The sequence below is a fragment of the Streptococcus sp. HMSC36C04 genome (assembly GCF_001839535.1).
GTDB lineage: Bacteria > Bacillota > Bacilli > Lactobacillales > Streptococcaceae > Streptococcus > Streptococcus hominis.
This window is the reverse complement of the sequence record NZ_KV841598.1, coordinates 30384-56460: the sequence shown is the minus strand read 5'-3', so window position 1 is coordinate 56460 and position 26077 is coordinate 30384. Positions and strand designations below refer to the sequence as shown.

Annotated in this window: 22 protein-coding genes and 1 pseudogene; 4 read left to right on the top strand and 19 right to left on the bottom strand. The window is 37.9% G+C overall.

The window, feature by feature from the left end:
* Positions 1-123 precede the first annotated feature (123 nt).
* The 6 genes from csn2 to HMPREF3249_RS05730 all read right to left on the bottom strand — a co-directional run bounded on the left by csn2 (position 124) and on the right by HMPREF3249_RS05730 (position 8818).
* Positions 124-786, bottom strand: a complete 663-nt coding sequence (gene csn2, locus HMPREF3249_RS05755; protein ID WP_049533110.1) for a type II-A CRISPR-associated protein Csn2 — start codon at positions 784-786, stop codon at positions 124-126.
* The gene (gene cas2 / locus HMPREF3249_RS05750; protein WP_049533111.1) at positions 776-1120 is read right to left on the bottom strand and encodes a CRISPR-associated endonuclease Cas2; all 345 of its coding nucleotides are present in this window, start codon (positions 1118-1120) and stop codon (positions 776-778) included. The genes csn2 and cas2 overlap by 11 nt, the downstream gene beginning before the upstream one ends.
* On the bottom strand, positions 1117-1983 hold the full coding sequence (gene cas1, locus HMPREF3249_RS05745; protein WP_003041519.1) for a type II CRISPR-associated endonuclease Cas1: 867 nt from the start codon (positions 1981-1983) through the stop codon (positions 1117-1119). Before cas1 ends, cas2 begins: the two co-directional genes overlap by 4 nt.
* Positions 1983-6143 carry a type II CRISPR RNA-guided endonuclease Cas9 gene (cas9, locus tag HMPREF3249_RS05740; RefSeq protein ID WP_049533112.1) on the bottom strand — a complete coding sequence of 1387 codons (4161 nt, stop codon included), beginning with the start codon at positions 6141-6143 and terminating at the stop codon, positions 1983-1985. The genes cas1 and cas9 overlap by 1 nt, the downstream gene beginning before the upstream one ends.
* A 713-nt stretch (positions 6144-6856) precedes the next feature.
* Positions 6857-8242: a Fe-S cluster assembly protein SufB gene (gene sufB / locus HMPREF3249_RS05735; protein ID WP_021001888.1), complete on the bottom strand. Its 1386-nt coding sequence runs from the start codon at positions 8240-8242 to the stop codon at positions 6857-6859.
* A gap of 132 nt (positions 8243-8374) precedes the next feature.
* Complete coding sequence (locus HMPREF3249_RS05730; RefSeq protein ID WP_059220944.1) at positions 8375-8818, bottom strand: flavodoxin; 444 nt, start codon at positions 8816-8818, stop codon at positions 8375-8377.
* Between the two features lie 151 nt (positions 8819-8969).
* On the opposite strand from HMPREF3249_RS05730, the gene HMPREF3249_RS05725 reads away from it, so the two are divergent.
* Both HMPREF3249_RS05725 and HMPREF3249_RS05720 read left to right on the top strand, forming a co-directional pair.
* Entirely contained in the window at positions 8970-9908 is a 939-nt protein-coding gene (locus tag HMPREF3249_RS05725) for a DHH family phosphoesterase (protein WP_059220946.1), read from the top strand.
* Between the two features lie 102 nt (positions 9909-10010).
* Positions 10011-10256 (top strand): type B 50S ribosomal protein L31, encoded by a 246-nt coding sequence (locus HMPREF3249_RS05720; protein WP_003041527.1) that lies wholly within the window; start codon positions 10011-10013, stop codon positions 10254-10256.
* 130 nt (positions 10257-10386) lie between these two features.
* Here HMPREF3249_RS05720 and HMPREF3249_RS05715 read toward each other — a convergent pair whose 3' ends face one another.
* From HMPREF3249_RS05715 to HMPREF3249_RS05655, 13 genes and pseudogenes are all read right to left on the bottom strand, one after another.
* Positions 10387-10677: an AraC family ligand binding domain-containing protein gene (locus HMPREF3249_RS05715; RefSeq protein WP_049533113.1), complete on the bottom strand. Its 291-nt coding sequence runs from the start codon at positions 10675-10677 to the stop codon at positions 10387-10389.
* A gap of 25 nt (positions 10678-10702) precedes the next feature.
* Positions 10703-11401, bottom strand: coding sequence for an LD-carboxypeptidase LdcB/DacB (gene ldcB / locus HMPREF3249_RS05710; RefSeq protein ID WP_049533114.1), 699 nt, complete (start codon positions 11399-11401; stop codon positions 10703-10705).
* Positions 11402-11506: 105 nt separating this feature from the next.
* A pseudogene (locus HMPREF3249_RS05705) lies at positions 11507-12473 on the bottom strand (zinc-binding dehydrogenase).
* 11 nt (positions 12474-12484) lie between these two features.
* Positions 12485-13204, bottom strand: a complete 720-nt coding sequence (locus tag HMPREF3249_RS05700; RefSeq protein ID WP_049533115.1) for an ATP-binding cassette domain-containing protein — start codon at positions 13202-13204, stop codon at positions 12485-12487.
* Positions 13201-14733 carry an ABC transporter permease/substrate-binding protein gene (locus HMPREF3249_RS05695; protein ID WP_049533116.1) on the bottom strand — a complete coding sequence of 511 codons (1533 nt, stop codon included), beginning with the start codon at positions 14731-14733 and terminating at the stop codon, positions 13201-13203. The genes HMPREF3249_RS05700 and HMPREF3249_RS05695 overlap by 4 nt, the downstream gene beginning before the upstream one ends.
* Positions 14730-15182 (bottom strand): MarR family transcriptional regulator, encoded by a 453-nt coding sequence (locus tag HMPREF3249_RS05690; protein WP_049533117.1) that lies wholly within the window; start codon positions 15180-15182, stop codon positions 14730-14732. The genes HMPREF3249_RS05695 and HMPREF3249_RS05690 overlap by 4 nt, the downstream gene beginning before the upstream one ends.
* A gap of 240 nt (positions 15183-15422) precedes the next feature.
* The gene (locus HMPREF3249_RS05685; RefSeq protein WP_049533118.1) at positions 15423-16004 is read right to left on the bottom strand and encodes a uracil-DNA glycosylase family protein; all 582 of its coding nucleotides are present in this window, start codon (positions 16002-16004) and stop codon (positions 15423-15425) included.
* Positions 16005-16013: 9 nt separating this feature from the next.
* Positions 16014-16871: an SDR family oxidoreductase gene (locus HMPREF3249_RS05680; RefSeq protein ID WP_049533119.1), complete on the bottom strand. Its 858-nt coding sequence runs from the start codon at positions 16869-16871 to the stop codon at positions 16014-16016.
* A 55-nt stretch (positions 16872-16926) separates the two neighbouring features.
* Positions 16927-18327, bottom strand: coding sequence for a dipeptidase PepV (gene pepV / locus HMPREF3249_RS05675; protein WP_059221331.1), 1401 nt, complete (start codon positions 18325-18327; stop codon positions 16927-16929).
* Between the two features lie 19 nt (positions 18328-18346).
* On the bottom strand, positions 18347-18952 hold the full coding sequence (locus tag HMPREF3249_RS05670) for a nitroreductase family protein (RefSeq protein WP_070867514.1): 606 nt from the start codon (positions 18950-18952) through the stop codon (positions 18347-18349).
* Between the two features lie 106 nt (positions 18953-19058).
* A complete protein-coding gene (gene uvrC / locus HMPREF3249_RS05665; RefSeq protein ID WP_059220948.1) occupies positions 19059-20858 on the bottom strand; it encodes an excinuclease ABC subunit UvrC in 1800 nt (599 codons plus the stop codon).
* Positions 20859-21009: 151 nt separating this feature from the next.
* On the bottom strand, positions 21010-22743 hold the full coding sequence (ptsP, locus tag HMPREF3249_RS05660; RefSeq protein WP_059220951.1) for a phosphoenolpyruvate--protein phosphotransferase: 1734 nt from the start codon (positions 22741-22743) through the stop codon (positions 21010-21012).
* Position 22744: 1 nt separating this feature from the next.
* Positions 22745-23008 (bottom strand): phosphocarrier protein HPr, encoded by a 264-nt coding sequence (locus HMPREF3249_RS05655; RefSeq protein ID WP_003023815.1) that lies wholly within the window; start codon positions 23006-23008, stop codon positions 22745-22747.
* Positions 23009-23405: 397 nt separating this feature from the next.
* Between HMPREF3249_RS05655 and nrdH the strand changes: the two genes are divergently transcribed.
* Positions 23406-23624: a glutaredoxin-like protein NrdH gene (nrdH, locus tag HMPREF3249_RS05650; protein ID WP_003023812.1), complete on the top strand. Its 219-nt coding sequence runs from the start codon at positions 23406-23408 to the stop codon at positions 23622-23624.
* Between the two features lie 255 nt (positions 23625-23879).
* Positions 23880-26039 (top strand): class 1b ribonucleoside-diphosphate reductase subunit alpha, encoded by a 2160-nt coding sequence (gene nrdE / locus HMPREF3249_RS05645; RefSeq protein WP_059220952.1) that lies wholly within the window; start codon positions 23880-23882, stop codon positions 26037-26039.
* Positions 26040-26077 lie beyond the last annotated feature (38 nt).

Genomic DNA, 26077 nt, shown 5'->3' with positions numbered 1-26077 from the left:
TGGAACCATTCGAAACAGCACAGCTCTAAAACCTCGTGGACCAATTTTTGTCTCGAAATTTCGTAATCGCGCCATTCGTCCCAGCTAGACTTCAGCTCAAATGATTCCTTATATTTACTAATATTATATCATATTCTCACAAGATAAGAAATAGTCCTCATCCACTACATATTGAGGGAAGTCGTATACTTTTCTTGGTTCAACAAACAGTACATTTATATTATGAAGTTGAATATATTCTACCAATTTAGCTAGTTCATGTTCAGACAGATAACATGATACATTCACAAAGACAAGCAGTTTCTTTTTAGAAAGATATTTAAACACCTGAACAATCTCTAAACTTTTCTCAAAAACAGTGTCACTTAGTGTTTCAATTTTTACACCTAAAGCATCAATCAATTCCAAAATTGTTATTTCATCATACTCTAAATCCAGCTCGTTTTCTAAACATTCAAAAGCAATTAGTTCTGTAATAGTTGCAACTAATTTTTCTAACATAGATTTCACTTCAGGCTTTTCATTCAACTGTTTTTCCAAATCCGCACGAATCAATTTTAACATTGCCGGCGAATTAATATTGTAACCTAAAATATCTGTAATAAGCAATAACTCGGATTCTTTCAAGGATTTCATCTTGTTATCAAATAATTTTAGCTCATCTTCTTCCGAATAGTGATATAGGTGTTTGACAACATCGGAAAATATCAGCTGTTCCTCTAAAATAAGGAAAGTAGCCTGTTTAATTTCAATCGGTTCGTCCAGAATCGGAAAATTAATTTTCATCTGTAAAATCCTCTCCTAGAAATACCAACCTTGCATCTGAATTAGCAATACTGGTATCCCTTTCTCCATTCAAGTAGATCATGCGAGAAAATTGCTTTTCTGTTACCGTTAAAAGGGTGATACTTCCCTTCTTAGGATTATTAACTTTTAACCGCTCAAGCATGGCATTGTTGGCAGAGCTATTCAAAAGCAGCTTACTGTATACTGAAAACTGGTGCATAATGAAACCTTCTTTAATCAAGAATTTCCTAAATTTTCGATAAGCTTTACGCTCCTCTGCAGTTTCAACCGGCATATCAAACATTAAAATCATTCGCATATATCGATAACTCATATCCTAAATTCAGGAACTCCTTTCCCAGTTTGATTCAATGTCTTTATCACTTTTTTAGTGTAATCACTGACAATGTTAGATAAATACATTTCTTTCCCATTATAGAGAAAAGTATCAGAAAAAATAGTAAACAACTCTCTCTTAATTTTCACAAAGTCATTGTTCCTGTTTTCGTAAACAATCCTATCAATAATTGGGCGAAACGGCTCCATTACATCACTTGCCAGATTAAATTGATTAAACTGATTGGCATGTTTCAGCCCAAACTGAGTCATACATCCACAAACCACTACTTCCCGAGCAAACATACTTAGTATCAAGGTGTATCCGTAATCAAGAGCAGCATTAATATCATTATCTTGTTCCCTTGAAAAATCATTTCCAAATAATGTATTAAAGTAGATCCGAGCCGCGTGTCCTTCGCGGTTACTAGGATCAAACAGCTCCAACCCATTATATAAATCAATAACAGACTGTGATTTCTCAAAGAAACCACAATCTCCAAGGTACATCGCTTGATTCAGAATCTTCTGTGCAATGATTGTCGTCCAGACTTCTGCCTTGACATCTTCTGACCAAGTGATTTGATTACTCAGCTGCAAACTGGAATCGTGACGTGCATAGTAGGGCATCAGCATGGCTGTTGGCAAACGCTTATCATCACAAAAAATAACTAAAATATTCTCATCAACCAGCCGCTTAATCAGCATGGTTGACAGCACAATATCAGTTGTCTCCAACAACAAGATATCCACCTCGGACAGATGAATCAATTCTGTCCGAGAGGCATCCTTGAAGATCAAGTGATTATTCTTGTAGGAAAGTTTTGAATGTGTATTTACAACAACTGTTCTCCACCCCATCAATCTTCTCCTAACTTGCTCAAGTCAATCCGTGTTTCATAAAGACCCGTGATGGATTGGTGGATGAGGGTAGAATCCTTTAATAGCGATGAGGGAGTGTAATCTCTATATCTAGGAATTTTTACACCAAGAAATTCAAAATCTGAGGCACTTCCTAATGAGGTTAACTCAAATAAGCCTGCATTCTTACTATTAACGGCTCCTAAAAAGCTAGTACAAATTTCTTCATTGCTTTTGCTGTCAAAATCCGCCACCGCTTCTTTTAAACGCTCTCCATTTTTAGTAGCCCCCACATATTTTTCATTAAATTCTAATACATAGTTGAGCAACTCTTTAAAATCATCTCTATGCTTCTTAACATATTCTATATGATCTTTGTTGATTGGATTGTTAATTCGTTTGGCATGATATAGCAGAGTTGTGAACTTTTGTGGAACAAACAATTCATTTCCTTTATGAATTTCTCCACGTTTATTATTTGTTGAAAGAATGCTAGCTAACATGCGACGGGATCCATCTTTCAATTCAAACAAGCTGTATTTAGGTAGCTCAATGATTTTTTTAATATCTTTGTATCCTTTTCCTAACAAGAAAGCTCTTTTATCTTTTTCAAAAGTAATTCGGTCTAAAATGGAAATTCCCTGAAATTCTAGTACCATCGTTTCTTTTTTCTTGACTCCTTTTTCAATAATCGCTTTAACCAATACAGCATAAGAATTTGAAATACCTGCATAACCACCATATTTCTTAGGGTCAAGATTTCTCTTTACCCCCACTAAATTTTCACTACTATCTGGTTTAGGTTTAGGAGAAGGATTAGCATTAAAAAGTCCCCTTGGCTTCCCTCTATCTAGACCATGAGTCTGTACCTCAGTCTTCTTCACAATATTAACCTGCGGATAGGAGAGAACCTTGCGAACAATTTTAAAGTCGGTTTGTTTATTCCAAGCTATTTCGCCATCCTCGCTTGTTTCAATATCAGGCCTCTCAACTACTGTACCGTCTGCAAATTTAACCTCTTTTTTAAAGAAGTTCATCAAATTTGAATAAAAGAAATATTTTGCTGTAGCTTTTCCAATTTCCTTATCAGATTTCGCAATAAATTTACGGACATCATATTTTTTGAATTCACCATATACAAATTCTGATGCAAGTTTGGGATATTTTTTCAACAAAGCTGTTCCAATAACTGCATTGAGATAAGCGTCATGTGCATGGTGATAATCATTAATTTCACGTACTTTGTAAAACTTAAAGTCCTTTCGAAATTGTGAAACTAGATTAGATTTCAAAGTAATGATTTTAACATCTCGAATCACTTTTTTATTCTCATCATGCTTTGCATTAAAACGAGCATCTAAAACCTGCGCAACATGCTTAGTAATTTGTCTTGTCTCAACTAACTGACGTTTAATAAAACCTGCTTTATCATTTTCGGTCAGACCGCCACGTTCTGCCTTGGTTAAATTATCAAACTTACGTTGAGAAATTAGACCAGCTTTACGCAATCGCATCCAATCCGCCTTCCTAGCACGAACTACTTCTATGCTGGGAACATTATCAGACTTGCCACGATTTTCGGAAGAACTCGTTAAAACTCGATTATCAAAAGAATCGTCTTTAATAAAGGCTTGCGGAATAATGTGATCAATATCATATTGACTTAGATTGTTAATATCTAAAGTTTCTCCTGTATACATATCTTTGCCATTTTGGATATAGTACAAGAATAATCGATCATTTTGAAGTTGCTGATTTTCCACATTCTTAATATTTACAGGATTGTCCAAATTCTTCAATGAATCTTGTAATAATTTAAGACGTTGCTGTGAATTTCTACGTCCCTTATCTGTCGTCTGATTTTCACGCGCCATTTCGATAACAATATTAGCAGGGTTATACCCCATGACTTTAACAAGCTCATCAACAATTTTTAGACTCTGTAAAATGCCCTTTTTGATGGCAGGGCTGCCAGCAATATCACTAACAACTTGATTTAGATCATCCGTTTCCCCGATAACTTGTGCCTTAGCAATTTCCTCTTTAAAAGAAAGAGCATCATCATTAATCAGCTGCATAAAGTTACGATTAGCATAACCATCATCGATTAGATAGTCTAATATTGTTTTCTTATTCTCTTTATTTCGGATACCATTGATCAACTTGTATGACAAGCGTCCCCAACCAGTGTAATGACAGCGTTCCAATTTTTTCAATTGAGCCTTAGTAAAGATATCACTATATTTTTGAAGGCGCTGACGGATCATTTCTCTATCTTCAAACAGAGTTAGTGTTTGAATGATATCCTCAATTATCTGTTCATTTTCTTTGTTATCTAAGAATGATTTATCTAAAATCTTACGCAAATCATGGTAGGTTCCAAGACTGGAATTAAAGACTTTATTTTCCTTATCCAGTCCAGTTAAGTCAACAATTCTAAATTCGTCAAATTCTTTGCCCAAATAGTTTAACAGTTTATCTTTCGTAACTTTCCGATTTTCTTTAAAGACATGGTCAAAAATCTCTTGCTTCATATTTGCATCAAAGAATTTAGCTTCACCCTGTTCATTAACATACTTAACTTTGGTCAACTCGTTGTAAACGGTAAAGGTTTCGTATAGAAGACTGTGTTTGGGTAAGACTTTTTCTTCAGGTAAATACAAATCATTTAAAGTCATGCGTGTGATGAATTTTTCTGCTGATTTTTCTTTATCAAGAATATCATCAAAATTCCATGGCGTAATTTTTTCATCCGCCTTATATTCTGCCCAAGCAAAGCGACTGCCTTTTCGTGCCAAAGGACCAACGTAGTAAGGAATTCTAAACGTTAAGATTTTTTCAATCTTATCCTGATTTTCTTTCAAGAATGGATAGTGTTCCTCCTGACGTCGTAAAATAGCATGCATTTCTTGAAGGTGAATCTGATGCGGAATGGAGCCATTATCAAAGGTCCGTTGCTTTCTCAAAAAATCTTCACGATCAATTTTATCAAGAAAATCACCACTTCCATTAATTTGTAAAAGAATTCCCTTTAAGTATTTGTAAAACTCATCTTGTTTGACACCGTTTTCAATATAACCCGCATAACCTTTCTTGTTTTTATCTTTGAAAATGGCATTATACTGATCAGGAGCATTCACTTTAATAAAATCTTTCAATTTTTTAAGATCTTTTTGATGTTCCTCATAGCGTTTAACCATTGAAGCAGACAAAGGTGCTTTTGTTGAGTTATCATCTACTGTCAAAATCCCTGACAGCAATATAGCATCATAAAGATTTTTAGCAGATGCAAACAAGTCCGCATACTCATCTCCGATTTCCCCAAGCAACCCTTCCAAATCTTCTTCATATGTATCTTTAGAAAATTGTAATTTAGCATCTTCAGATAATTGGAAATTGGTTTTAAAGTTGGGTTGTAAACCCAAAGATAAAGCAATAAGATTCCCGAATAAAGTATTTTTCTTCTCAGCTGGATAATGAGCAATAAGATTTTCTAAACGACGAGATTTGCTAACTTTTTCTGTTAAGATACTCAATGCATCGACTGTCATTTCTGATAAGTGACTTTCTTCAACTGTCTTATCATATACTTCTACAAAATCCTTAAATAATGCTTGAACATTTGTGTTTTCAGCTTTTAGCTGACCTTCAATAAGAAAATGCCCACGGAATTTAATCATATGCGCCAAAGCTAAATAAACCAAGCGCAAATCAGCTTTTTGGGATATATCGGCTAGGTGCTTTCTCAAGTGATATATTGTTGGAAAATCATCATGATATTTCACTTCTGCTGCAATATTTCCAAAAATTGGATGACGTTCCCCTCTTTTATCCTCATCTACAAGAAAAGAATCATCCAAGCGTTGAAAGAAGTTTTCATCTACCTTGTTCATTTCCTCAGCAAAAATTTCTTGCAAATAGCGTAGACGATTTCTACGGCGTGTGTATCGACGTCTTGCTGTCCGTTTCAAGCGTGTCGCCTCTGCGGTTTCGCCACTATCAAATAAAAGAGCACCTAATAAATTTTTCTTGATAGATTGTTTATCAGTATTTCCTAAGACTTTCATCTTTTTAGCAGGAACCTTGTAGTCATCCGTAACAACAGCCCATCCAACACTATTTGTGCCGATATCGAGACCAATAGAATATTTTTGATCCATCTTTTTCCTCCTGATGTAAAGATTGATTTTTTATATAAAAGCAATTATTGAGAGCGTGAGCCTCTAAAACTAAGTTACTAAAATTAAAATGTTTATTTATCACAGTTGCTGAAAAGGTTATTTATCAAAAAATAAAAATCTTTAGAAGCTACTTATAAAATTATGAAACGAAAACCTTAACTATATCAACAAGAACCTTCATAAGTTTTAACAATTCCGTTATAATAACAAGTTCGTCCTTTTTTAATCTAATTTTCTTTAAAATCAACTCCTTAAGATACAACTTTTATAATTTATAATTTGATTATATCACATATTTTTAAATTTTCAACAAAAATAATGATGAATTTCTATAAAAATGTGATAGAATTAATAGAAAGTTGTATCTTAGTTTTAGAGTTGTGTTGTTTCGAATGCTTCCAAAACTACACCAAATTTCTTAGATTTCCACAGAACTATATATTTTAAACAGATCGTTCACACTAAGTTTTCTCATATAACAATATAATTTCCTCAGTATATTAATATTTTATCAGAAAAACGTTTACATTTAAAGAAAAATATTGTATACTATCATTGTTGGAACCATTCGAAACAACACAGCAAGTTAAAATAAGGCTTTGTCCGTATCCAACTTGAAAAAGTGGCACCGATTCGGTGCTTTTTTCTTTCTCTTGTTTCAACAAAAAACAGCCTCACGACTGTTTTTACTTTTATCCTACTGAGCCTTCCATACTCATGTTAATGAGTTGGTTGAGCTCCACTGCGTATTCCATTGGAAGTTCTTTGGTGATCGGTTCCATAAAGCCATTGATAATCATGGCAGTTGCTTCTTCTTCGCTAATACCACGGCTCATGAGGTAATAAAGCTGATCCTCCGAAACCTTAGAAACCTTAGCTTCGTGTTCCAGTGCAACATTCGAATTGTGAATTTCATTAAATGGAATGGTATCCGAGCTGGATTCACCATCCATGAGAATCGTATCGCACTCAATGTGAGACTTTGAACCAGCACTGTTCTTGCCAAAACGGACTTGACCGCGGTAATCCGTCTTACCACCGTCTTTAGCAACAGACTTGGAAATCAATGTGCTAGAAGTCTTCGGCGCATTGTGATAGACTTTACAGCCTGCATCTAAATGCTGACCATAATTAGCAAAGGACATAGAAAGAACAGAAGTTCTTGCATTGCGTCCATTCAAAATGCTGCAAGGGTATTTCATATTGACCTTGCTGCCCAGATTTCCGTCAATCCATTCCAAAGTACCGCCTTCTTCAACCGTTCCACGCTCTGTTACCAGATTATAAACATTGTCTGACCAGTTTTGAATGGTTGTATAGCGGAAAAAAGCATCTTTTTTGACAATAATTTCCACATTTGCAGCATGAAGACTATTGGTCGTATAAGTCGGCGCTGTACAGCCCTCAATGTATTGAATAGAGCCACCCTCTTCTACAATAATGAGCGAGCGTTCAAATTGACCAGCATTTTCTCCATTGATACGGAAATAGGTCTGAACTGGCACCTGACATTGAACATTTTTAGGAACATAGATAAATGTGCCACCTGACCAAACAGCACTGTTCAAAGCAGAAAACTTGTGTTCTGCATTAGAAATGACTGTTCCAAAGTATTTTTTGACCAAATCCGGATATTCTTGTACTGCCGTGTCGGTATCGGTAAAAATAATGCCTTGCTTGGCAAATTCTTCTTTCATATTGTGATAGACCACTTCAGATTCATACTGAGCAACAGCCCCTGACAAAAATTGACGCTCTGCTTCAGGAATCCCCAGACGCTCAAAGGTTTTCTTTATTTCATCTGGCACTTCATCCCAACTTCTAGCCCGATCCCCACTTAATTTTTGATAATAGACAATATCATCAAATCGTATGCCGGATAAATCTGGTCCAAAATCAGGCATGGGCAATTTATGGAACAATTCTAAAGAACGCAAGCGATAATCCAACATCCATTGCGGCTCATTTTTAATTTCAGAAATTTCACGAACAACCTCTTCTGTCAAGCCCTTACCAGTAGAAAATAACGGTTTTACATCATCGTGAAAACCAAAAGCATAATCTCGTTCTTTCGTCATCTCATTCCTCCCATTGATACAATTTCTCTTCTCTTATTATACTATTCTATATTAGAAATGTCAGAATATATGCCTAAAATCGAATAAATTAAGCTAAAAAGGCTAGGAAAAGTTCCCAGCCTTCTTACATGATTACCGTACTTTTTCGGCTAATGCTTCAGCGAATTTCTCCAGATTTTCAATATCTTCATCTTCTGCTGATAGATCGACTTTGACATTTTCAGCACCTTTTTCAGCACCTGTCGCTGCAAAAGTGCGATCAAAGTCATCTACTGCCTTACAAAACTCATCATAGAATGTATCACCTGACCCGACAACACCATAAATCTTTCCAGTCAAGTCAAGACTAGCTAAATCTTCATAAAAATCAACAATTTCATCAGGCAACTCGCCGTCACCGTATGTGTAAGAAGCAACGATTGCGATATCTGCTTCTAGAAATTCCTCTGCATCAACCGTTGTGCATTCATCAATATCTACTTCTAAACCAAGTTCTTTTAATTTATCAGCTACAATATCTGCGATTTCTTCTGTATTTCCTGTCATACTCGCAAATACAATTTTTGCTAAAGCCATAATTTCCTCCCAAAAATTCTATCAGTTTATTATAACACATTGAACAAATTGTTGCACTTCAAATCTCTTAAAGTTCCCTACTTTTCCCTTTTACTTTTTAAAATAATCATCTTATGATACAATGAATAAAAGGTAGAGCGGAGGTTATAACATGGACATTTTTAAGCAAATTTTACATAAAATTAAAGAATACGATACGATTATCATTCATCGTCACATGCGACCTGATCCTGATGCCTTAGGAAGTCAAGTCGGTTTGAAAAAATTACTTCAAGTCAATTTCCCTGAGAAAAAGATTAAAGTAGCAGGAAAGACTGAACCTACTCTTGCTTGGCTGGCTAAAATGGATGATGTTTCAGACGATGATTACAAACATGCTTTAGTTATTGTTTGTGATACGGCAAATACTGCTCGGATTGATGATGAACGGTACAACAAAGGGGATTTTCTCATCAAAATTGATCATCATCCAAATGATGACATTTACGGGGACATTTCTTTGGTGGATACTAGCTCTAGTAGTGCTAGTGAGTTAATTGCTCTCTTTGCATTGGAAAATAAACTGAAACTAGATGATTATTCTGCTAAATTGCTTTATGCTGGAATTGTCGGTGATACAGGACGTTTCCTATATCCTGCCACAACTGCCCGCACAATGGCTGTCGCCAGTAAACTTCGCGAGTATCCCTTTGATTTTGCTGCTTTGGCTCGAAAAATGGACTCTTTCAGCTATCAAATCGCTAAACTTCAAGGCTATGTTTATGACCATTTAGAAGTCGATGAAAATGGTGCAGCTCGTGTCATTTTAACTCAGGAACTTCTCAAAGCCAATCATTTAACAGATGCTGATACTTCTGCTATCGTTTCAGCTCCAGGGCGTATTGACAGCGTTGAATTATGGGGAATTTTTGTTGAGCAAGAAAATGGAAATTACCGCGTTCGGCTAAGGAGTAAATTTATCCCGATTAATGAAGTAGCTAAAAAACACGACGGAGGCGGTCATCCTCTTGCCAGTGGTGCCAATGCTTACTCCAAAGAAGAAATCGAAGAAGTTTATCAAGAATTGAAAGAATTGGCAAAAAGGAAATAATTTGGTAGAAAAGACTTGTCAAATCCGCTAGAATTTGGTAAACTATCAAAGTAACGAATCTATGGCTCGCAGAGAGACCATGGCAGAAAGGAAATTTTAAAAATGAGAAAAGACATTCATCCTGAATACCGTCCCGTTGTCTTTATGGATACTTCAACTGGCTACAAATTCCTTAGTGGTTCTACTAAGTATTCTAGCGAAACTATTGAATGGGAAGATGGAAACACTTATCCTTTGATCCGTGTGGAAATTTCATCAGACTCACATCCATTCTACACTGGACGTCAAAAATTCACTCAAGCAGATGGACGTGTGGATCGTTTCAACAAAAAATACGGTCTCAAATAAAGATCATATTTACATTACAAAGAATGTTGATAATAAGCCCTTTCCAATTTTGGGAAAGGTTTTTTTATATAATCAAAAAAACTTGGAATCTACGACAGTATGACTTCCAAGTTTTTACTCTTTTTCGCATTTAGTATTTTAATTGTTGAATAACCAATACATGGCTATCTTTTACACCATATAAACTATGAAGTTCATTTGGTTCCATGGTTAAAAAACTTCCGGGAACAAGTTGAACTGTTTGACCAGATGATGTAAAATCAACCTTTCCTTCTAGACAGACAACAGTCACCAAAGCATCAGCCTTATGTTCAGAAATTATTTTTCCTTCTCCTAAGTGAAGGTGACGGATGATGCGGCCAGTTTCTTCAACAGGTGTTTCCACGACATCAATAGTAGGGTTCATTGTGTAGATTTTCATGTGTATTGTCTCCTTGTGTTCAACTTTAATCCTTATAATCTCCCCCGGAAAAGCCGAAATACTCTTCTAAAGATAGTCCTGAATCTGCAATCTCTTTTGCTTCTTTCCCAACATAACGAAGATGCCATTGCTCTGGCATATATCCAGTTTTGTCTTCTTTACCATTTAGATAGCGCACGACAAAACCATATTCGGCAGCATGTTTCAAAAGCCATCTGCTCGCCTTTTCTTCTGTTACTAGATTTCCGTCTGTGCCAATCAAGTCAAATGCCAAGCCTGTTTGGTGTTCACTATAGCCAGGTCGGGCAGAATAACGATCTGCTGCTTCTTTCCCGTCTTGATTGATATAATTTTGATAAAGAGTAACCTGCGTTTGATAACTACGGAAACCGCTATATTGATTACTGATAGGATAGCCTTTGCGCTGCATAGCAGCAATCAACTCCAGCAATTTTGCTTTAGCAGTAGGATTTTCACCGGGATTGTAATCTGAAGATAATGGATAATGTTTATTTGCGATGACAATTTCATCGTATTTTCCTTTTACACTATAGTAAGAACCATTATAATGAACTTTTGCTTTTTTCTTTACTTGCTCAGAGGATGCAACTTTTGCAGATGTTGCTTTTCCTTCTTGTTTCGTTTCCACATTCGTTTTCTTTCCCCCACAAGCTGTCAAAAGAAACAAACTCGCTACTAATAAAATCCCAATCCTTTTTTTCATCTGTATCGCCTCATTTATAGAATTTTCTAATTTACATTATAGGCGTAGATATACTGTATGTCAATTCAAAAAAGCATGCATTTGCACACTTTTCATTTTTTCTAGTTAATCATTTAAGACGACCACTTTCCCAAATCCCGCTTGACTTTCGATATAAGAATGGGCTGCTGGGATTTGCTCTAACGAAAAGATTCGTTGAGAAGATACATTTTTCTGGTAAGCATCAATATAGCTAAAAAGTTCATCAATAAGCTGCTGGCTCACATTGCCTGAATGAAAACTCGTCAAAAAACTATTATTTTTTATTTCTACGATTGGGTCAAACTCCTCTACATACCATTTGCCACCTAATTGACCAGTGTTACAGATAATTCCTGCACTTTGAATATGGTCAAATGAATTTTTTAGAGTAGCCGGACCGACTAATTCAAGGATTTTATCAAACTTTTCCTCAGTTTGCAAAACTCCTTTTTCATCTAAAATAATTTCATCAAAACCTCGATATTGAAGCAAATCTTTTTTAGCGAGAGAACGAACTGCGCCAACTACACGATTCTGTGGGAATTGCGCCTTTACCAATTTTAAGAAAGCTAATCCAACACCACTTGTCGCAGCTCGGACTAAGATTGAATCTCCTTCTTTTATCTGCAGATTTTTGAAGGAGCCAAAAGCGGTATAATAGGTCTCTGGTACTGCTGCTAACTCAGACCAAGGTAATTGGCTATCTACGGGATAAATCTGCTCATTTGGAAGTAGAGCATATTCAGCATAAGAACCGTCAAGGGCACGTCCCATTTCACCCCATGATAGAGACAATTTTTTATCCAATTTGTAAATCTCTCCTTGTCGTTTCAACCACTTGTCCTACACACTCAATCCCCAAAATTCGAGGAAATTGAACATCTGGAGATAGACCTTTCCGAGTGAAAATTTCTGAATGATTGATCCCAAAACCTTTAATCTTGACTAGAGTCCAGCCTTCTTTTACATTCGGGAATTCTCATTCTTCTAGAACAAATTTTTCTGGACCACCAGGCTCATAAATCACCATGGATTTCATTTTTTGATTCATAGAACTTCTCTTTAGCTTGCTAATTCTAGTAGTTTTCGTACAAAGTCATTTGCAGGCTGCATTTTTATTTCCTGTGGCGTGCCATATTGCTGGATTTCTCCCTTATCTAAAACGAGGATTTTCGTGCCTAGTTTCAAGGCTTCTGTTATATCGTGTGTGATAAACACAACTGTAATGCCGGTTTCTTCATGCAGTGATTTTAATTCACGCTGTAACTGATAGCGCGTAATAGCATCCACTGCTCCAAAAGGCTCATCCATTAGCAAAATATCAGGCGTCGCAGCGAGTGCACGGGCAATCCCCACTCGTTGCGCCTGTCCGCCCGAAAGAGCTGCTGGATAGCGATTTTTTAGCTGAGTATCCAAACCAAGCATGGCTAACTTTTCATCTACAACTTTCTCTATTTCCACTTGATTTTTCTTTTGCAAATTCAAGACATAAGCGATATTCTCAGCAACTGTCAAATGCGGAAAAAGCCCATTTCCTTGAATCGAATAACCGATGTTTCGTCGCAATTCAATCAAATCCGTGTCCTGCATATCTTGACCATTGATAAGGATTTGCCCTTGATTCGGCTTGACCAAACCATTTATCATCTTTAACAATGTCGTTTTGCCTGAGCCAGAAGTCCCCACAACTGTCAGAAAAGTGCCATCTTCAATCTTTAGATTTAAATTTTTAATAATGTCTTGATTTCCATAAGATTTGCTAATTTCTTTGTATTCAATCATTTTTTCAAAATTCCTTTCTCTACAAGATAGTCATGAGCGACTTTAGCAGGCTCTTCTTTGTCATTTTCTACTTTATGATTTAGTTCTGCCATTTTACTATCCGTTAAAATACCATCTAATTTTGCCAATGCTTTTTTCAATTGTGGGTATTTTTTAAGAGTGGCTTCTCGAACAACTGTTCCTGCCCGATAAGAAGGATAGATTTTTTTATCATCTTTCAAGACCACTAGATTAGCACCATAAAGTTGTCCATCTGTGGTGAAAATATCAATTGTATCCACTCTGCCAGATTTAACTGCCTGATATTTCAATCCGCTATCCATATCCACTTGAGATTTGAACTTCATACCATAGGTAGATTGTAAACGTGCAAAACCGTCTTCACGACCAAAGAAATCATACTCCGCACCAAAAGTTAAATTAGGACTAGCTTTAGCAAGATCGCTAAAGGTTTTAATATTGTATTTTTCTGCTACATCCTTGCGAACGGCTAAGCCATATGTGTTATTAAAGCCAAATGTATTTACCCAAGCAAGTTGATATTTCTTGCGGTATTGACTTTCAAGCGTCTTAAATTGACTTTCATCATACGAGCCTGATTTTTTGAGAATGACTTCCCAAATTGTACCAGTGTATTCAGCGTAAATATCAAATTCCCCTTTTGTGATAGCCGGGTGAATATTGGCTGTCCCGCCACCAACACCTTTAGTCATTTTGACCTTCAGATTGGTGTATTCTTCAATAACTTGCTTTTGCATTTCACCTAAGATATAGTTTTCTGTCTGTGGTTTGGTCGCAATTTTCACGGTTCCGCCCATTGGATTTATTTGGAAAAATGCGATGGTTCCTGCCATCAAAAGAACTATAGAACTGAAAACAGCTAACCATTTTTTAGATACTTTTTTATGACGTAAGATTGATTTTTCAACCAAAGAAAGGAGAAAATCAAAGACTAATGCCAACAAAGCTACTAAAATACTTCCGACCAGGGTTAGGGTTTGATTATTGGTTGTAATCCCACGGTAGATTGCAACCCCCAGACCGCCAGCTCCAACGAAAGAAGCAATCCCGGCTAGCGCAATGGTCATCGTCACCATATTGCGAAAACCAGACATCATGACCGGAAAGGCAAGTGGCAACTGAACCTTGGTTAAAATCTGCTTGCGAGTAGAACCCATTCCTTCTGCTGCTTCAACGAGAAGCGGATCAACACCTATAATCCCTGTATAAGTACTCCGTACCATGGGTAAAAGTGCATACAAGGTTAAAGCTACAATTGCTGTTTTGTTACCAATTCCTGTAATTGAAATCAAAATCCCTAAAAGGGCAATAGAGGGAATTGTATAAAGAATATTCACTATTCCGATAACGACACCAGCCCAGCTTTTTTTGAAACTGATGAAAATTCCAAGCCCAACTCCCAAAATTAAAGCAAGTAAGATAGACAAGCCCGATATCCAGATATGATCCCACACCAGACTAAATAGAAACTGCCATTGATTGGTCACTAATTTAATGAACTCGTTCATGCTTCATCCTTTCTTGGCTTGGTTAAATTTGCCACGATACGCTCCAAATAAGTCTCAAATTCATCAATTTCTAGGTCAGAAAATCCGCTGTAAAAGATTTCAATTATTTCCTTAGAAATCGCATTATACTCATCTTGCAGACCTTTGGCATAGCCCGTCAAACAAACCATCTTTTTTCGCTTATCTTTTTCATGAGAGCACCGCTCCACAAGGTTCATGCTAATCATTCGGTCAATCATTTTCGTAAGAGTATTCAACGTCAAGCCAGTCTGCTCTGACAGTTCCGTTTGACTTTGATAATCTTTTTGCCAAAGCGCATGCAAAATGCGTCCCTGCTCTCCATTAAAGGCTTGAATTCCTCGTTCTAACAAAATGTGATTCATCAGTCGATTGGACAAACGATGAATTTTCCCGATGTAAAACCCACCATTGATTACTTTTTTACTCATTTTTCTTCTTTCTAAAATATACGATATAGAAGTTTGTGCTTATTCTACTATATAGAACATTTTTTGTCAAAGATTTTGTTTAAAAAAAGAAGCTGGGAAAAAGTGCCTAGCTTCTATTATTTATACGTTATGCTTGCAAAGCGCAGCGGTTTGGAGAAATTCATTAGGCGCTTCAGTACTAATGAACCGCTGTGGAGCAACAAAATCAAAAACTTTTAAATGATTAACTTTTGTTCCACACTATGAAATAATCTTTTGTACCCGTTCCCTTAAATCAGGAATTACGGTTTCTGCAAACCAAGGATTCTTAGCCATCCAAATTTGATTTCGTGGTGAGGGGTGGACAAGCGGGAAAAATTCTGGCAAGTAGTCTTGATAATGTTTTACCGTATCAGTTAGTTTTACAGTTCCTTTTTGATGAAGGTAGTATTTTTGAGCATACTGACCAATGAGAATCGTCAATTCAAGATCCGGCAACAACTCTAAAATCGGCTGATGCCATTTTTCAGCAAAGTCCTTGCGAGGCGGTAAATCGCCTGATTTTCCATGACCTGGGAAATAAAAGTCCATTGGAATCGCAGCAAAATAACCTGAATGATAAAAAGTATCATAATCGACACCCATCCATTCACGCAAGCGATCACCACTCTTATCATTCCAGTACAAGCGTGTTTCCTGCGCTTTGATGCCCGGCGCTTGACCGACAATGTTAATACGTGCCGTTTTAGGCGCTGCAAAAAGTGGCTCAATTCCTCGCTCGGTATATGCTTGATTTTGTGAATCAGCCATAATAGCTTTCTTAATATCTTCTAGCGTTTCCATTTCTTGCCTCTATTTTTGATAATTTTTCATCATGTAGCTTTTCAAATCAGTTGCTTGCCGTCCTGTGATTGTCCGAAAATCATCTGTCACAATGTCCAAACAGCCTCGGCTTCCAGCTTGGTAAAGAGAAGCCAGCACAACACCGAAACCTTTTGGTTGGTCATAAAGGACAGCAAATTCCTCAACTGTCACCGGCTGGTAGCTAATCTCGTGACCAGAAACCTCGGACAAAAGATTAGCCAGCTCCAACATTGTGTAATTGCGTTCTTGAGTCAAAACATACGTCTTTCCCTGTAGGATAGGCGACATAGCCAGTTTGACAATAGCTTCTGCACTATCTTCTCGCGAAATAAAGCTCATTTTGGCATTTTCCATTGGATAGATGACCGCCTTGCGCTCTATTAACTCAGGTAAATAAGGTACCAATGGATCAGCATACATAGCATTTTTGATAATGCTGTAAGAAAATCCAGCTGATGCTAGACGAGTATTGGCATAAGCAAAGAAAGCCGCCATGTGAAAAGGGCTATTAACTTGATCGGCGAAAAATCCAACAAAGATAAAGTGCTTAACTCCAGCTCTTTCTGCCGCAATAACTGAATTTTCAAACTCGGGTACACGCACAATACTTGGATGAGAAATACTTGGAATGTAAATCAAAACATCCGTTCCACGCCAAGCCTCGACCATAGAATCCACATCTAAATAATCAGCTTCTCTGACATCAATCCCTGCTGCTGCATACTGGCTCGCTTTTTGGGGACTCCGAACAGATAGCCGAATGTCATTAGAATTTAAATATTTTTGTGCTTCAGCAACGACCTTTTGCCCCAATTGACCTGTCGCACTTGTAATTGTATAAATCATAATGGTCCTCTTTCTTTGAAAGAAACTCAACTATTTCTAGCTGAGTTTACGTCCTTTATTTAATCAATTCATAGATTGCCTCAGCATAAATAGCTGCTGCACGGAAAAGATCTTCTACATCTATAAATTCATTTGCTTGGTGCATGGTATCTGTATAGCCTGGGAACATGGCACCATAAGCAACACCGCGTTTCAAGAGACGACCAAACGTTCCTCCACCAATAATTTGCTCATAACCTTTCAGACCTGTTTGCTTTTCATACACATCTAAAAGTGTCTTCACAAGCGGATCTTCCATTGGAACATAGTGGGGAACATGCTCGTGCTCGGACAATGTCACTGTCTCCACAGGTAAGTTTTCCAATTTAGATTTGATCATTTCTGGATTGGTTCCTTGTGGATAGCGGAAATTAAGGGCAATGGTGTTGTCGTTGCTTGCTTCATCGAAGCGGAAAACACCAGCATTCATAGAGAGAGCACCCATTTTTTCATCTACATAATCTACTTTCAGAGCTTTTCCTGCATGGTCTTCTAAAAGAATGTTCCCAGCCACTTCAAGATAATCCTTAGCAGAACCTGCAAAGTCAAACTGGGTCAAGAATTTCGCCAAATAAGTCGCACCATTAACACCAGATTGCGGTGAAGCGCCATGAGCAGATTTACCAACAATTGTAACTGTTATTTGACCACTCGGTAATTCTTGGTATTCAAATTGAAGTCCGTGTTCTTTTGCAAATTCGTCCAATTTATCTACAAGATTTGGCACATTTCCTGATACTACTGCTGTTGCAGATTCAGGGACCATATTTTCACGAAGTCCACCAGTAAAGCTATGCAAGCGCGCAGCTCCGCTATTTTCCCCTGCAAAATGAAGATATTCGGTAATATTTCCTTTTTCACCATTGATAATCGGAAATTCTGCATCTGGCGAAAAACCAAAATCTGGCTCTGGCAGACCAACATGTTTGAAATAATAGTCCATATCAGCCCAACCAGATTCTTCATCTGTACCAACTACAAAACGAACTTTCTTAGACGTCGACAAACCTAATTCTTTGATGATTTTCAGTCCATAATAGCAAGCCATCGTTGGCCCTTTGTCATCACTCGCACCACGCGCATAGAGTTTTCCATTTTTAATTGTTGGTGTATAAGGATCTGTATCCCAACCACTTCCAGCCGGCACCACATCCATGTGCGCAAAAATTCCAAGCACTTCTTTTCCTTCGCCATATTCAAAATGCCCTGCATAATTGTCCACATTCTTTGTTGGATAGCCATCACGCGCAGCTAGTTCTAAGAATTTTTCCAAAGCCTTAACAGGTCCAGGCCCAAAAGGATGTTCTTTATCTGCTTTCGTGTCATCTCGCTCGGAGCTGATTTCCAAAAGGCTAAACAAGTCATTCAACAGAGCATCGCGACGTTTCTCAACTTCTACTTTAAAATCAATCGTCATAAAATCAGATTCCTTTCTATCAACGTTTTTCAATAATCTCGTCCACTGGCAAACGATAGCTTGGCTCCAGTTTATCATCTGTATAACCAACGGTAATTAAAAGTTCTGGACGGAAGCGTTCGTCAATATCTAGCACTTGATTAGCTTTTGACTTATCAAATCCAAGGATAATATTGGAACCAATTCCTTGGTCGGTCAAAGCCAACACAAGATTCATTGCCACCAAACTAGCATTTAAAGCCAAATAATCGCTTTTTTGCTGTTCAGAATAATGACTATACTCAACCGGTAAATTTTGCATATAATATTGCAACAATTCGTCGGACATATTATTGACCCCAGCTACACGAGCAATTTTCCGAGCTCGTTTAACTAAGTCTGTATCTGTAAAAAGAGCAATCGTCACGGGTGCTTCTGTGATTTGGTCTTTGTTTGCACCGAAAGCAATCTCAGCCAACTCTGCATTTTTCTCACGCACAACTACAAATTTCCAAGGCTGGCTATTGTGAGCACTTGGTGCTAAAGTTGCAATTTCAATCGCCGTCCGCACATCTTTCGGATCAACTGCTTTATCATTGAAATGCTTCGTTGCATGACGCTTTTTATTTAATTCAAGAAATTTCATAGGGACTTTCCTTTTCTTATTATACTCATTCCATTTTACCATAAATTGGAAGAGCTTGCAGATGTTTTTCACGAGAAATAGTCTGATGAACTTGCTTCCCTAAAATCTAGGAGTTGGTTATCTTTTTATCTGTAGGTTTGCTCAATTTCTCCTGCACAGCCTCCGCCACTTTTCGCGGTACACCCACTTCGACAATTTCATCCACGCTGGCTTTTTTGATGTTGGTCAAGGATTTAAAGTGTCGCATCAGATTTTGCTTGCGCTTGGGCCCCAGTCCTTCAATACCATCTAGTTGTGATGAGAAGGAATTCTTAGACCGGAGCTGGCGATGGAAGGTAATGGCAAAGCGGTGGACTTCATCTTGGATGCGTTGCAAAAGGAAAAATTCCTGTGAATTGCGAGACAATTCGACCACTTTCAAAGGATCTCCAAAGAGCAATTCATGCGTCTGGTGCTTGTCGTTCTTTTGCAAACCAGCGATAGGAATATCTAACCCTAATTGATTTTGAATGACGTCTTTAGCAATATTGACTTGACCCTGACCACCGTCAATGACAATAAGATCAGGCGGTATTAAACCATCGCGCATGACTCGGCTATAGCGACGCTTAATCACTTCTCGCATACTAGCATAGTCATCAGGACCGATAACTGTCTTAATCTTATACTTGCGATAATCCCTTTTGCTGGGTTTCCCATTGATAAAGACCACCATAGCTGAAACAGGACTGGTTCCCATAATATTGGAATTATCAAAGGACTCAATCCGAACTGGGGTGGGAATATTAAGCAACTGACCTAGATTTTCAATAGCTCCTTGCGTTTTTTCAACAGATTTCTCCAACAAATCAAACTTCTGCTGCAAACTAACTTGCGCATTTTTAATAGCCAAATTAACCAGCTGTTTCTTCTCTCCTCGCTGAGGTTTGAGAATCTTCGTATCTACCACAGCCCGTACTGATTCTTCGTCAATATCAGATGGAATCAAAATTTCATTGGGAATCAGATGAGATTTATTCTGATAAAATTGTCCAATATAGGTCAAAAAATCCTCGTCAGGGTCATTGTAATAAGGAAACATATTCACGTCTCGCTCAATCAGTTTTCCTTGACGGACAAAGAACACCTGCACACACATCCAGCCCTTGTCCACATAATAGCCAAAGACATCCCGATTCTGCAAATCCTTCGCCATAACTCGTTGCTTGGTGCGAAGTGTCGCAATACTTTGAAGCAAATCTCGGTATTCAGCCGCTTTTTCAAATTCCATCTTTTCAGCAGCACTAGTCATTTTTCTTTTTAACTCATCAATAATCTTATCATCATAACCTTTGAGGAAATCTGCTACTTCCTGAGCCATATTTTGAAAAAAATGCTGCTCATTATGGCAAATAGTGTGAGCTCGGCACTGTCCGATGTGGTAGTAGAAACAAACCTTCTCAGGCGGATTAGTGCATTTGCGAAAAGGGAAAATTCGATCCAGCAGGCGCTTAATTTCATTGGCAGCACCTACATCAGGATAAGGACCAAAATACAAACCACCGTCTTTCTTGACCTGACGCGTAATAATTAGACGCGGATATGTCTCATTGGTAATTTTGATAAAAGGGTAGGACTTATCGTCCTTAAGCATGATGTTGTACTTAGGCTGATTTTCCTTGATGAGATTGATTTCAAGCAGCAAAGCTTCAATGTTAGACTCCGTGACAATAAACTCAAAATCCTCAATCTCAGATACCAGCGCTTCGGTCTTAGTATCATGGCTCCCACGAAAATAAGAGCGCACCCGATTGCGCAAATTCTTAGCCTTACCTACGTAAATAATGGTACCATTTTTATCTTTGTGAATATAGCAACCTGGACTGGTTGGCAGCAATTCTAATTTTGATTGAATCAAGTTATTCATAATTATCATTATAGCAAAAATGAGCAAAAGGAAGTAAAAAGGAACACGGAAAGCCTAAATGATTTGCAATATAAAGAAAGAGGACAACAACGCCCTCTTTCAATAACTGAGATTCCAATTGTCTTAATTGACAATGGTCTTCGTTTCGATATTATTCAAAATCAAGATATTCTTTTTCAAGTTCAAGAACTTCTTCCATCGTTGCACATTCTGTAAGAGCACGTTGAGCGAGTTCTTGCATCTTCTTCGTATCCAATTTCTTCATCAAGCTACGTGTACGAAGAACAGATGTTGCACTCATTGAGAACTCATCCAGACCGATACCAACTAGAAGTGGAACAGCGGTTTGGTCGCCTGCCATTTCACCACACATACCAGCCCACTTACCTTCAGTGTGAGCAGCTTTGACCACTCGATCCACTAAGCGAAGGATAGAAGGGTTGTATGGTTGGTACAAATAAGAAACTTGTTCATTCATACGGTCAGCAGCCATTGTGTATTGAATCAAGTCATTGGTACCAATTGAGAAGAAGTCAACTTCTTTTGCAAATTGGTCAGCAAGCATTGCTGCCGCTGGAATTTCAATCATGATACCAACTTGAATATTGTCCGCAACTGCCACACCCTCTGCAAGCAATTTAGCTTTTTCTTCTTCCAAAATGCCTTTTGCAGCACGGAATTCAGTCAACAAAGCAACCATTGGGAACATGATACGCAATTGTCCATGCACAGATGCACGCAAAAGTGCACGTAATTGTGTGCGGAACATTGCATTTCCTGTTTCAGAAATAGAAATACGAAGAGCACGGAATCCAAGGAATGGATTCATTTCTTTTGGCAAATCAAAGTAAGGAAGTTCTTTGTCTCCACCGATGTCCATTGTACGGACAACAACTGGTTTGCCATTCATCCCTTCAAGTACAGCTTTATAAGCTTCATACTGCTCATCTTCTGTTGGGAAATCTTGCGAATCCATATAAAGAAACTCAGTACGGTAAAGCCCGACAGCTTCTGCTCCATTTGCATTCACACCTTCGACATCTTTAGGTGTACCGATATTTGCAGCCAGTTCAAAATGTTTTCCGTCAGCTGTTACTGTTTCAGCATCTTTCAGCAAATCCCATTCAGCTTTTTGTTTTGCATAGGCTTCACCCGCTGCTTTAAAATCTGCAACTTGTTCTTCTGTTGGATTGATAATAACCTCACCAGTAATTCCATTCACGGCAACTGTATCACCGTCTTTTACTAATTCGGTAATGTTATTTGTTCCAAGAACCGCAGCAATTTCAAGAGTACGAGCCATAATAGCTGAGTGACTTGTACGTCCACCAATGTTGGTTACAAAAGCTTTAACAAAGTTTTTATCTAATTGAGCGGTATCAGAAGGAGTCAAGTCATGGGCAATCACAACTACTTCTTCATTAATCATAGCAGGGTTTGGCAAGCGTACACCAAGCAAGTGAGCCAACACACGTTTGGTCACGTCGCGAATATCTGCCGCACGTTCTTGCATGTATGGATTATCTTCCATATTTTCAAAGAGAGTGATGAACATATCTGTTACTTCTTTCAGACCTGCTTCAGCATTCACTTTTTTTGCACGAATTGTTTCTTTAATCTGACCAATCATTTCTGGGTCAGAAAGTACCATTAAGTGAGCATCAAATACTTGAGCTGCTTCTTCTCCAAGGCTTTCTACTGCTTTCTCACGGATAACAGAAAGCTCGTTCTGTGAAGCTTCAAGAGCTACATCCAAACGAGCCTCTTCTGCATTTGTATCTTCGACTGAAGCAGTCTCAAATGATAAATCCGGTTGAACAAGTAGATATGCCTTAGCAACAGCAACACCGTCAGATGCTGCAATTCCTTTTAGCATTTCTGTCATGTTAAGCCAATCCTTCTTTTGTCATTGTTTCTGCGATTGCTACAATTGCATCATCAGCGTCTGCACCTTCTGCAGTAATTGTTACATCAGCCCCTTGACCAACACCAAGGCTCATAACACCCATGATTGATTTGAGGTTTACTGATTTACCTTTGTATTCAAGAGTAATATCTGAAGCAAATTTGCTAGCAGTTTGAACTAACAAAGTTGCTGGACGTGCGTGAATACCTGTTTCTGCCACAATGTGGAAATCTTTAGAAGCCATAGTTTGACTCTCCTTTAATGTAATCTTTTTGGGGTCTCATGTGATAACCCTTACAATTCTAGATTATAACATCTTTGTAAAATTTTTTCAAGAATTTTATGTGTATTCAGCAAGTCTTTTTTATGAGAATTACTGAAATTTCATTAAAACGAGATTTTCACTGTCCAATTGATTGACACATTTTTAATCCATTGTTCCCTAAGGAAAGCTTAGTCTAACGAAGCCCAAAACAGGAGTTCATTCTATCTTTTTCTTTTTCCAAGAAAACACTATATCTAGTATCATGGTATTTAAAACCCCAAAACAAAACACAATATTTAGAACATAATAGTTGACAAAATTCCCTGCTTTGGATATACTAATTCCATACTGAATTTAAAGAAATTAGGAGTTCATTATGGTAACTATTTACTCAAAAAATAATTGCGTTCAATGCAAAATGACAAAACGCTTCTTAGACACTAACCATGTAGAATATCGTGAAATCAATTTGGACGAACAGCCTGAATACATCGATCATGTGAAAAGCTTAGGCTTTAATGCTGCTCCAGTCGTTCAGACTCCAACGGAAGCATTTTCCGGTTTTCAACCAGGTAAATTGAAAAAATTATCATAATTTATGACATGTACATAATGGGAGAAATGGTTAAAACTGTGATAACTAGACAAGACCTTCTCCGTTCACTTTTTATACTCGGAAGAGTACCTTTGATGAAAACTTTGTTTTCTTCGTTCACCACCTCAACACTTTTCAAAACTGTTGAGTAACTTTGTGGGGTGAGACTACGAACTAAAATTTGCAATTTTTAGTTCTTGCCCACCCCTCTTTCTTTTGCCAAATATCAAACCTAACATTTAGAAAAGGAACACTATGGGACTCAAACAATTAGAAGATGTGACGTATTTCCGTCTCAATAATGAAATCAACCGTCCAATCAACGGACAGATTATGCTTCACAAAGATAAGGAAGCCTTGGAAGCATTCTTTAAAGAAAATGTTGAACCAAATACAAAAAAATTCTCTTCTATCACAGAAAAAATTCACTATTTAATTCAAGAAAACTATTTAGAAAAAGAATTCATCCAGCTTTATTCACCTGAATACATCGAAGAGCTAGCCAGCTTCATTCATGAACAAGATTTTCATTTTAAATCTTTCATGGCAGCTTATAAATTCTATAATCAATATGCTCTCAAAACAAATGACGGCGAATATTACCTTGAAAGCATGGAAGACCGCGTTCTTTTCAACGCGCTCTATTTTGCCGACGGTGATGAAGTAATTGCCAAGGATATTGCCAATGAAATCATTCATCAACGGTATCAACCAGCAACTCCAAGTTTCTTGAATGCCGGACGTGCTAGGCGTGGTGAATTAGTTTCTTGTTTCTTGATTCAAGTCACTGATGATATGAATTCAATCGGTCGTTCTATCAATTCAGCTCTGCAATTATCTCGGATTGGCGGTGGCGTTGGAATTTCCCTCAGTAACCTGCGGGAAGCGGGTGCCCCTATCAAAGGTTATGAAGGGGCTGCTTCTGGTGTAGTACCAGTTATGAAGCTCTTTGAAGACAGCTTTTCATACTCTAATCAATTAGGTCAACGTCAAGGAGCTGGTGTTGTTTATCTTAATGTCTTTCACCCAGATATTATTGCTTTTCTTTCAACTAAGAAAGAGAATGCCGATGAAAAAGTACGGGTAAAAACCCTTTCTTTAGGTGTTGTCATTCCAGATAAATTTTATGAATTGGCTCGCAAGAATGAAGAAATGTACCTTTTCAGTCCGTATTCTATCGAACGGGAGTATGGCGTTCCATTTGCCTACATTGACATTACCGAAAAATATGACGAATTGGTTGCCAATCCTAAGATTAATAAAACGAAGATCAAAGCTCGTGATTTAGAAACTGAAATTTCCAAGTTGCAGCAGGAATCTGGCTATCCTTATGTAGTTAATATCGATACTGCTAATCGCGCGAATCCAGTAGACGGCAAGATTATCATGAGCAATCTCTGCTCCGAAATCCTGCAAGTCCAAGAACCAAGCCTCTTGAATGACGCTCAAGAATTCGTTCGTTTAGGAACGGATGTTTCTTGCAATCTCGGCTCTACCAATGTGGTTAATATGATGACTTCGCCAGATTTTGGTAAGTCTATCCGTACCATGACACGTGCGCTGACATTTGTTACAGACAGTTCTCACATCAAAGCTGTTCCGACTATTGACCACGGCAACAGCTTAGCTCACACTTTTGGGCTAGGTGCCATGGGCTTGCACAGTTATCTGGCTCAACAATTGATTGAATACGGATCAGCTGAATCTGTTGAGTTTACCAGCATTTACTTTATGCTCATGAATTATTGGACACTTGTTGAGTCCAATAATATTGCCCGCGAGCGCGGGGTGGTCTTCCATAACTTTGAAAAGTCTGATTATGCAAATGGTTCATACTTTGACAAATATGTGACCGGTGAATTTGTACCAAAATCTGACCGAGTGAAAAAACTCTTTGAAAATATCTTTATTCCTTCTGCAAAAGATTGGACTGAGCTACGCGAGAAAGTCATGACAGACGGTCTTTATCACCAAAATCGCTTAGCTGTTGCGCCGAATGGCTCTATCAGCTATATCAATGATGTCTCTGCTTCTATCCACCCAATTACACAACGCATTGAAGAACGCCAAGAAAAGAAAATCGGAAAAATCTACTACCCAGCAGCAGGACTGTCAACTGAGACGATTCCTTACTATACTAGCGCTTACGACATGGATATGCGCAAGGTCATTGATGTCTATGCAGCAGCGACTGAGCATGTAGATCAAGGACTATCTCTGACCCTCTTTATGCGCAGCGACATTCCACAAGGACTCTACGAATGGAAAACCGAATGCAAACAAACGACACGCGACCTGTCTATCCTGCGCAACTATGCCTTTAACAAGGGCATCAAATCAATCTATTATGTCCGTACCTTTACAGATGACGGCGGCGAAGTTGGAGCCAACCAGTGTGAGAGCTGCGTGATTTAACGAGAATTAAAATTTCTAAAAGCCTTTCAGAACAAATT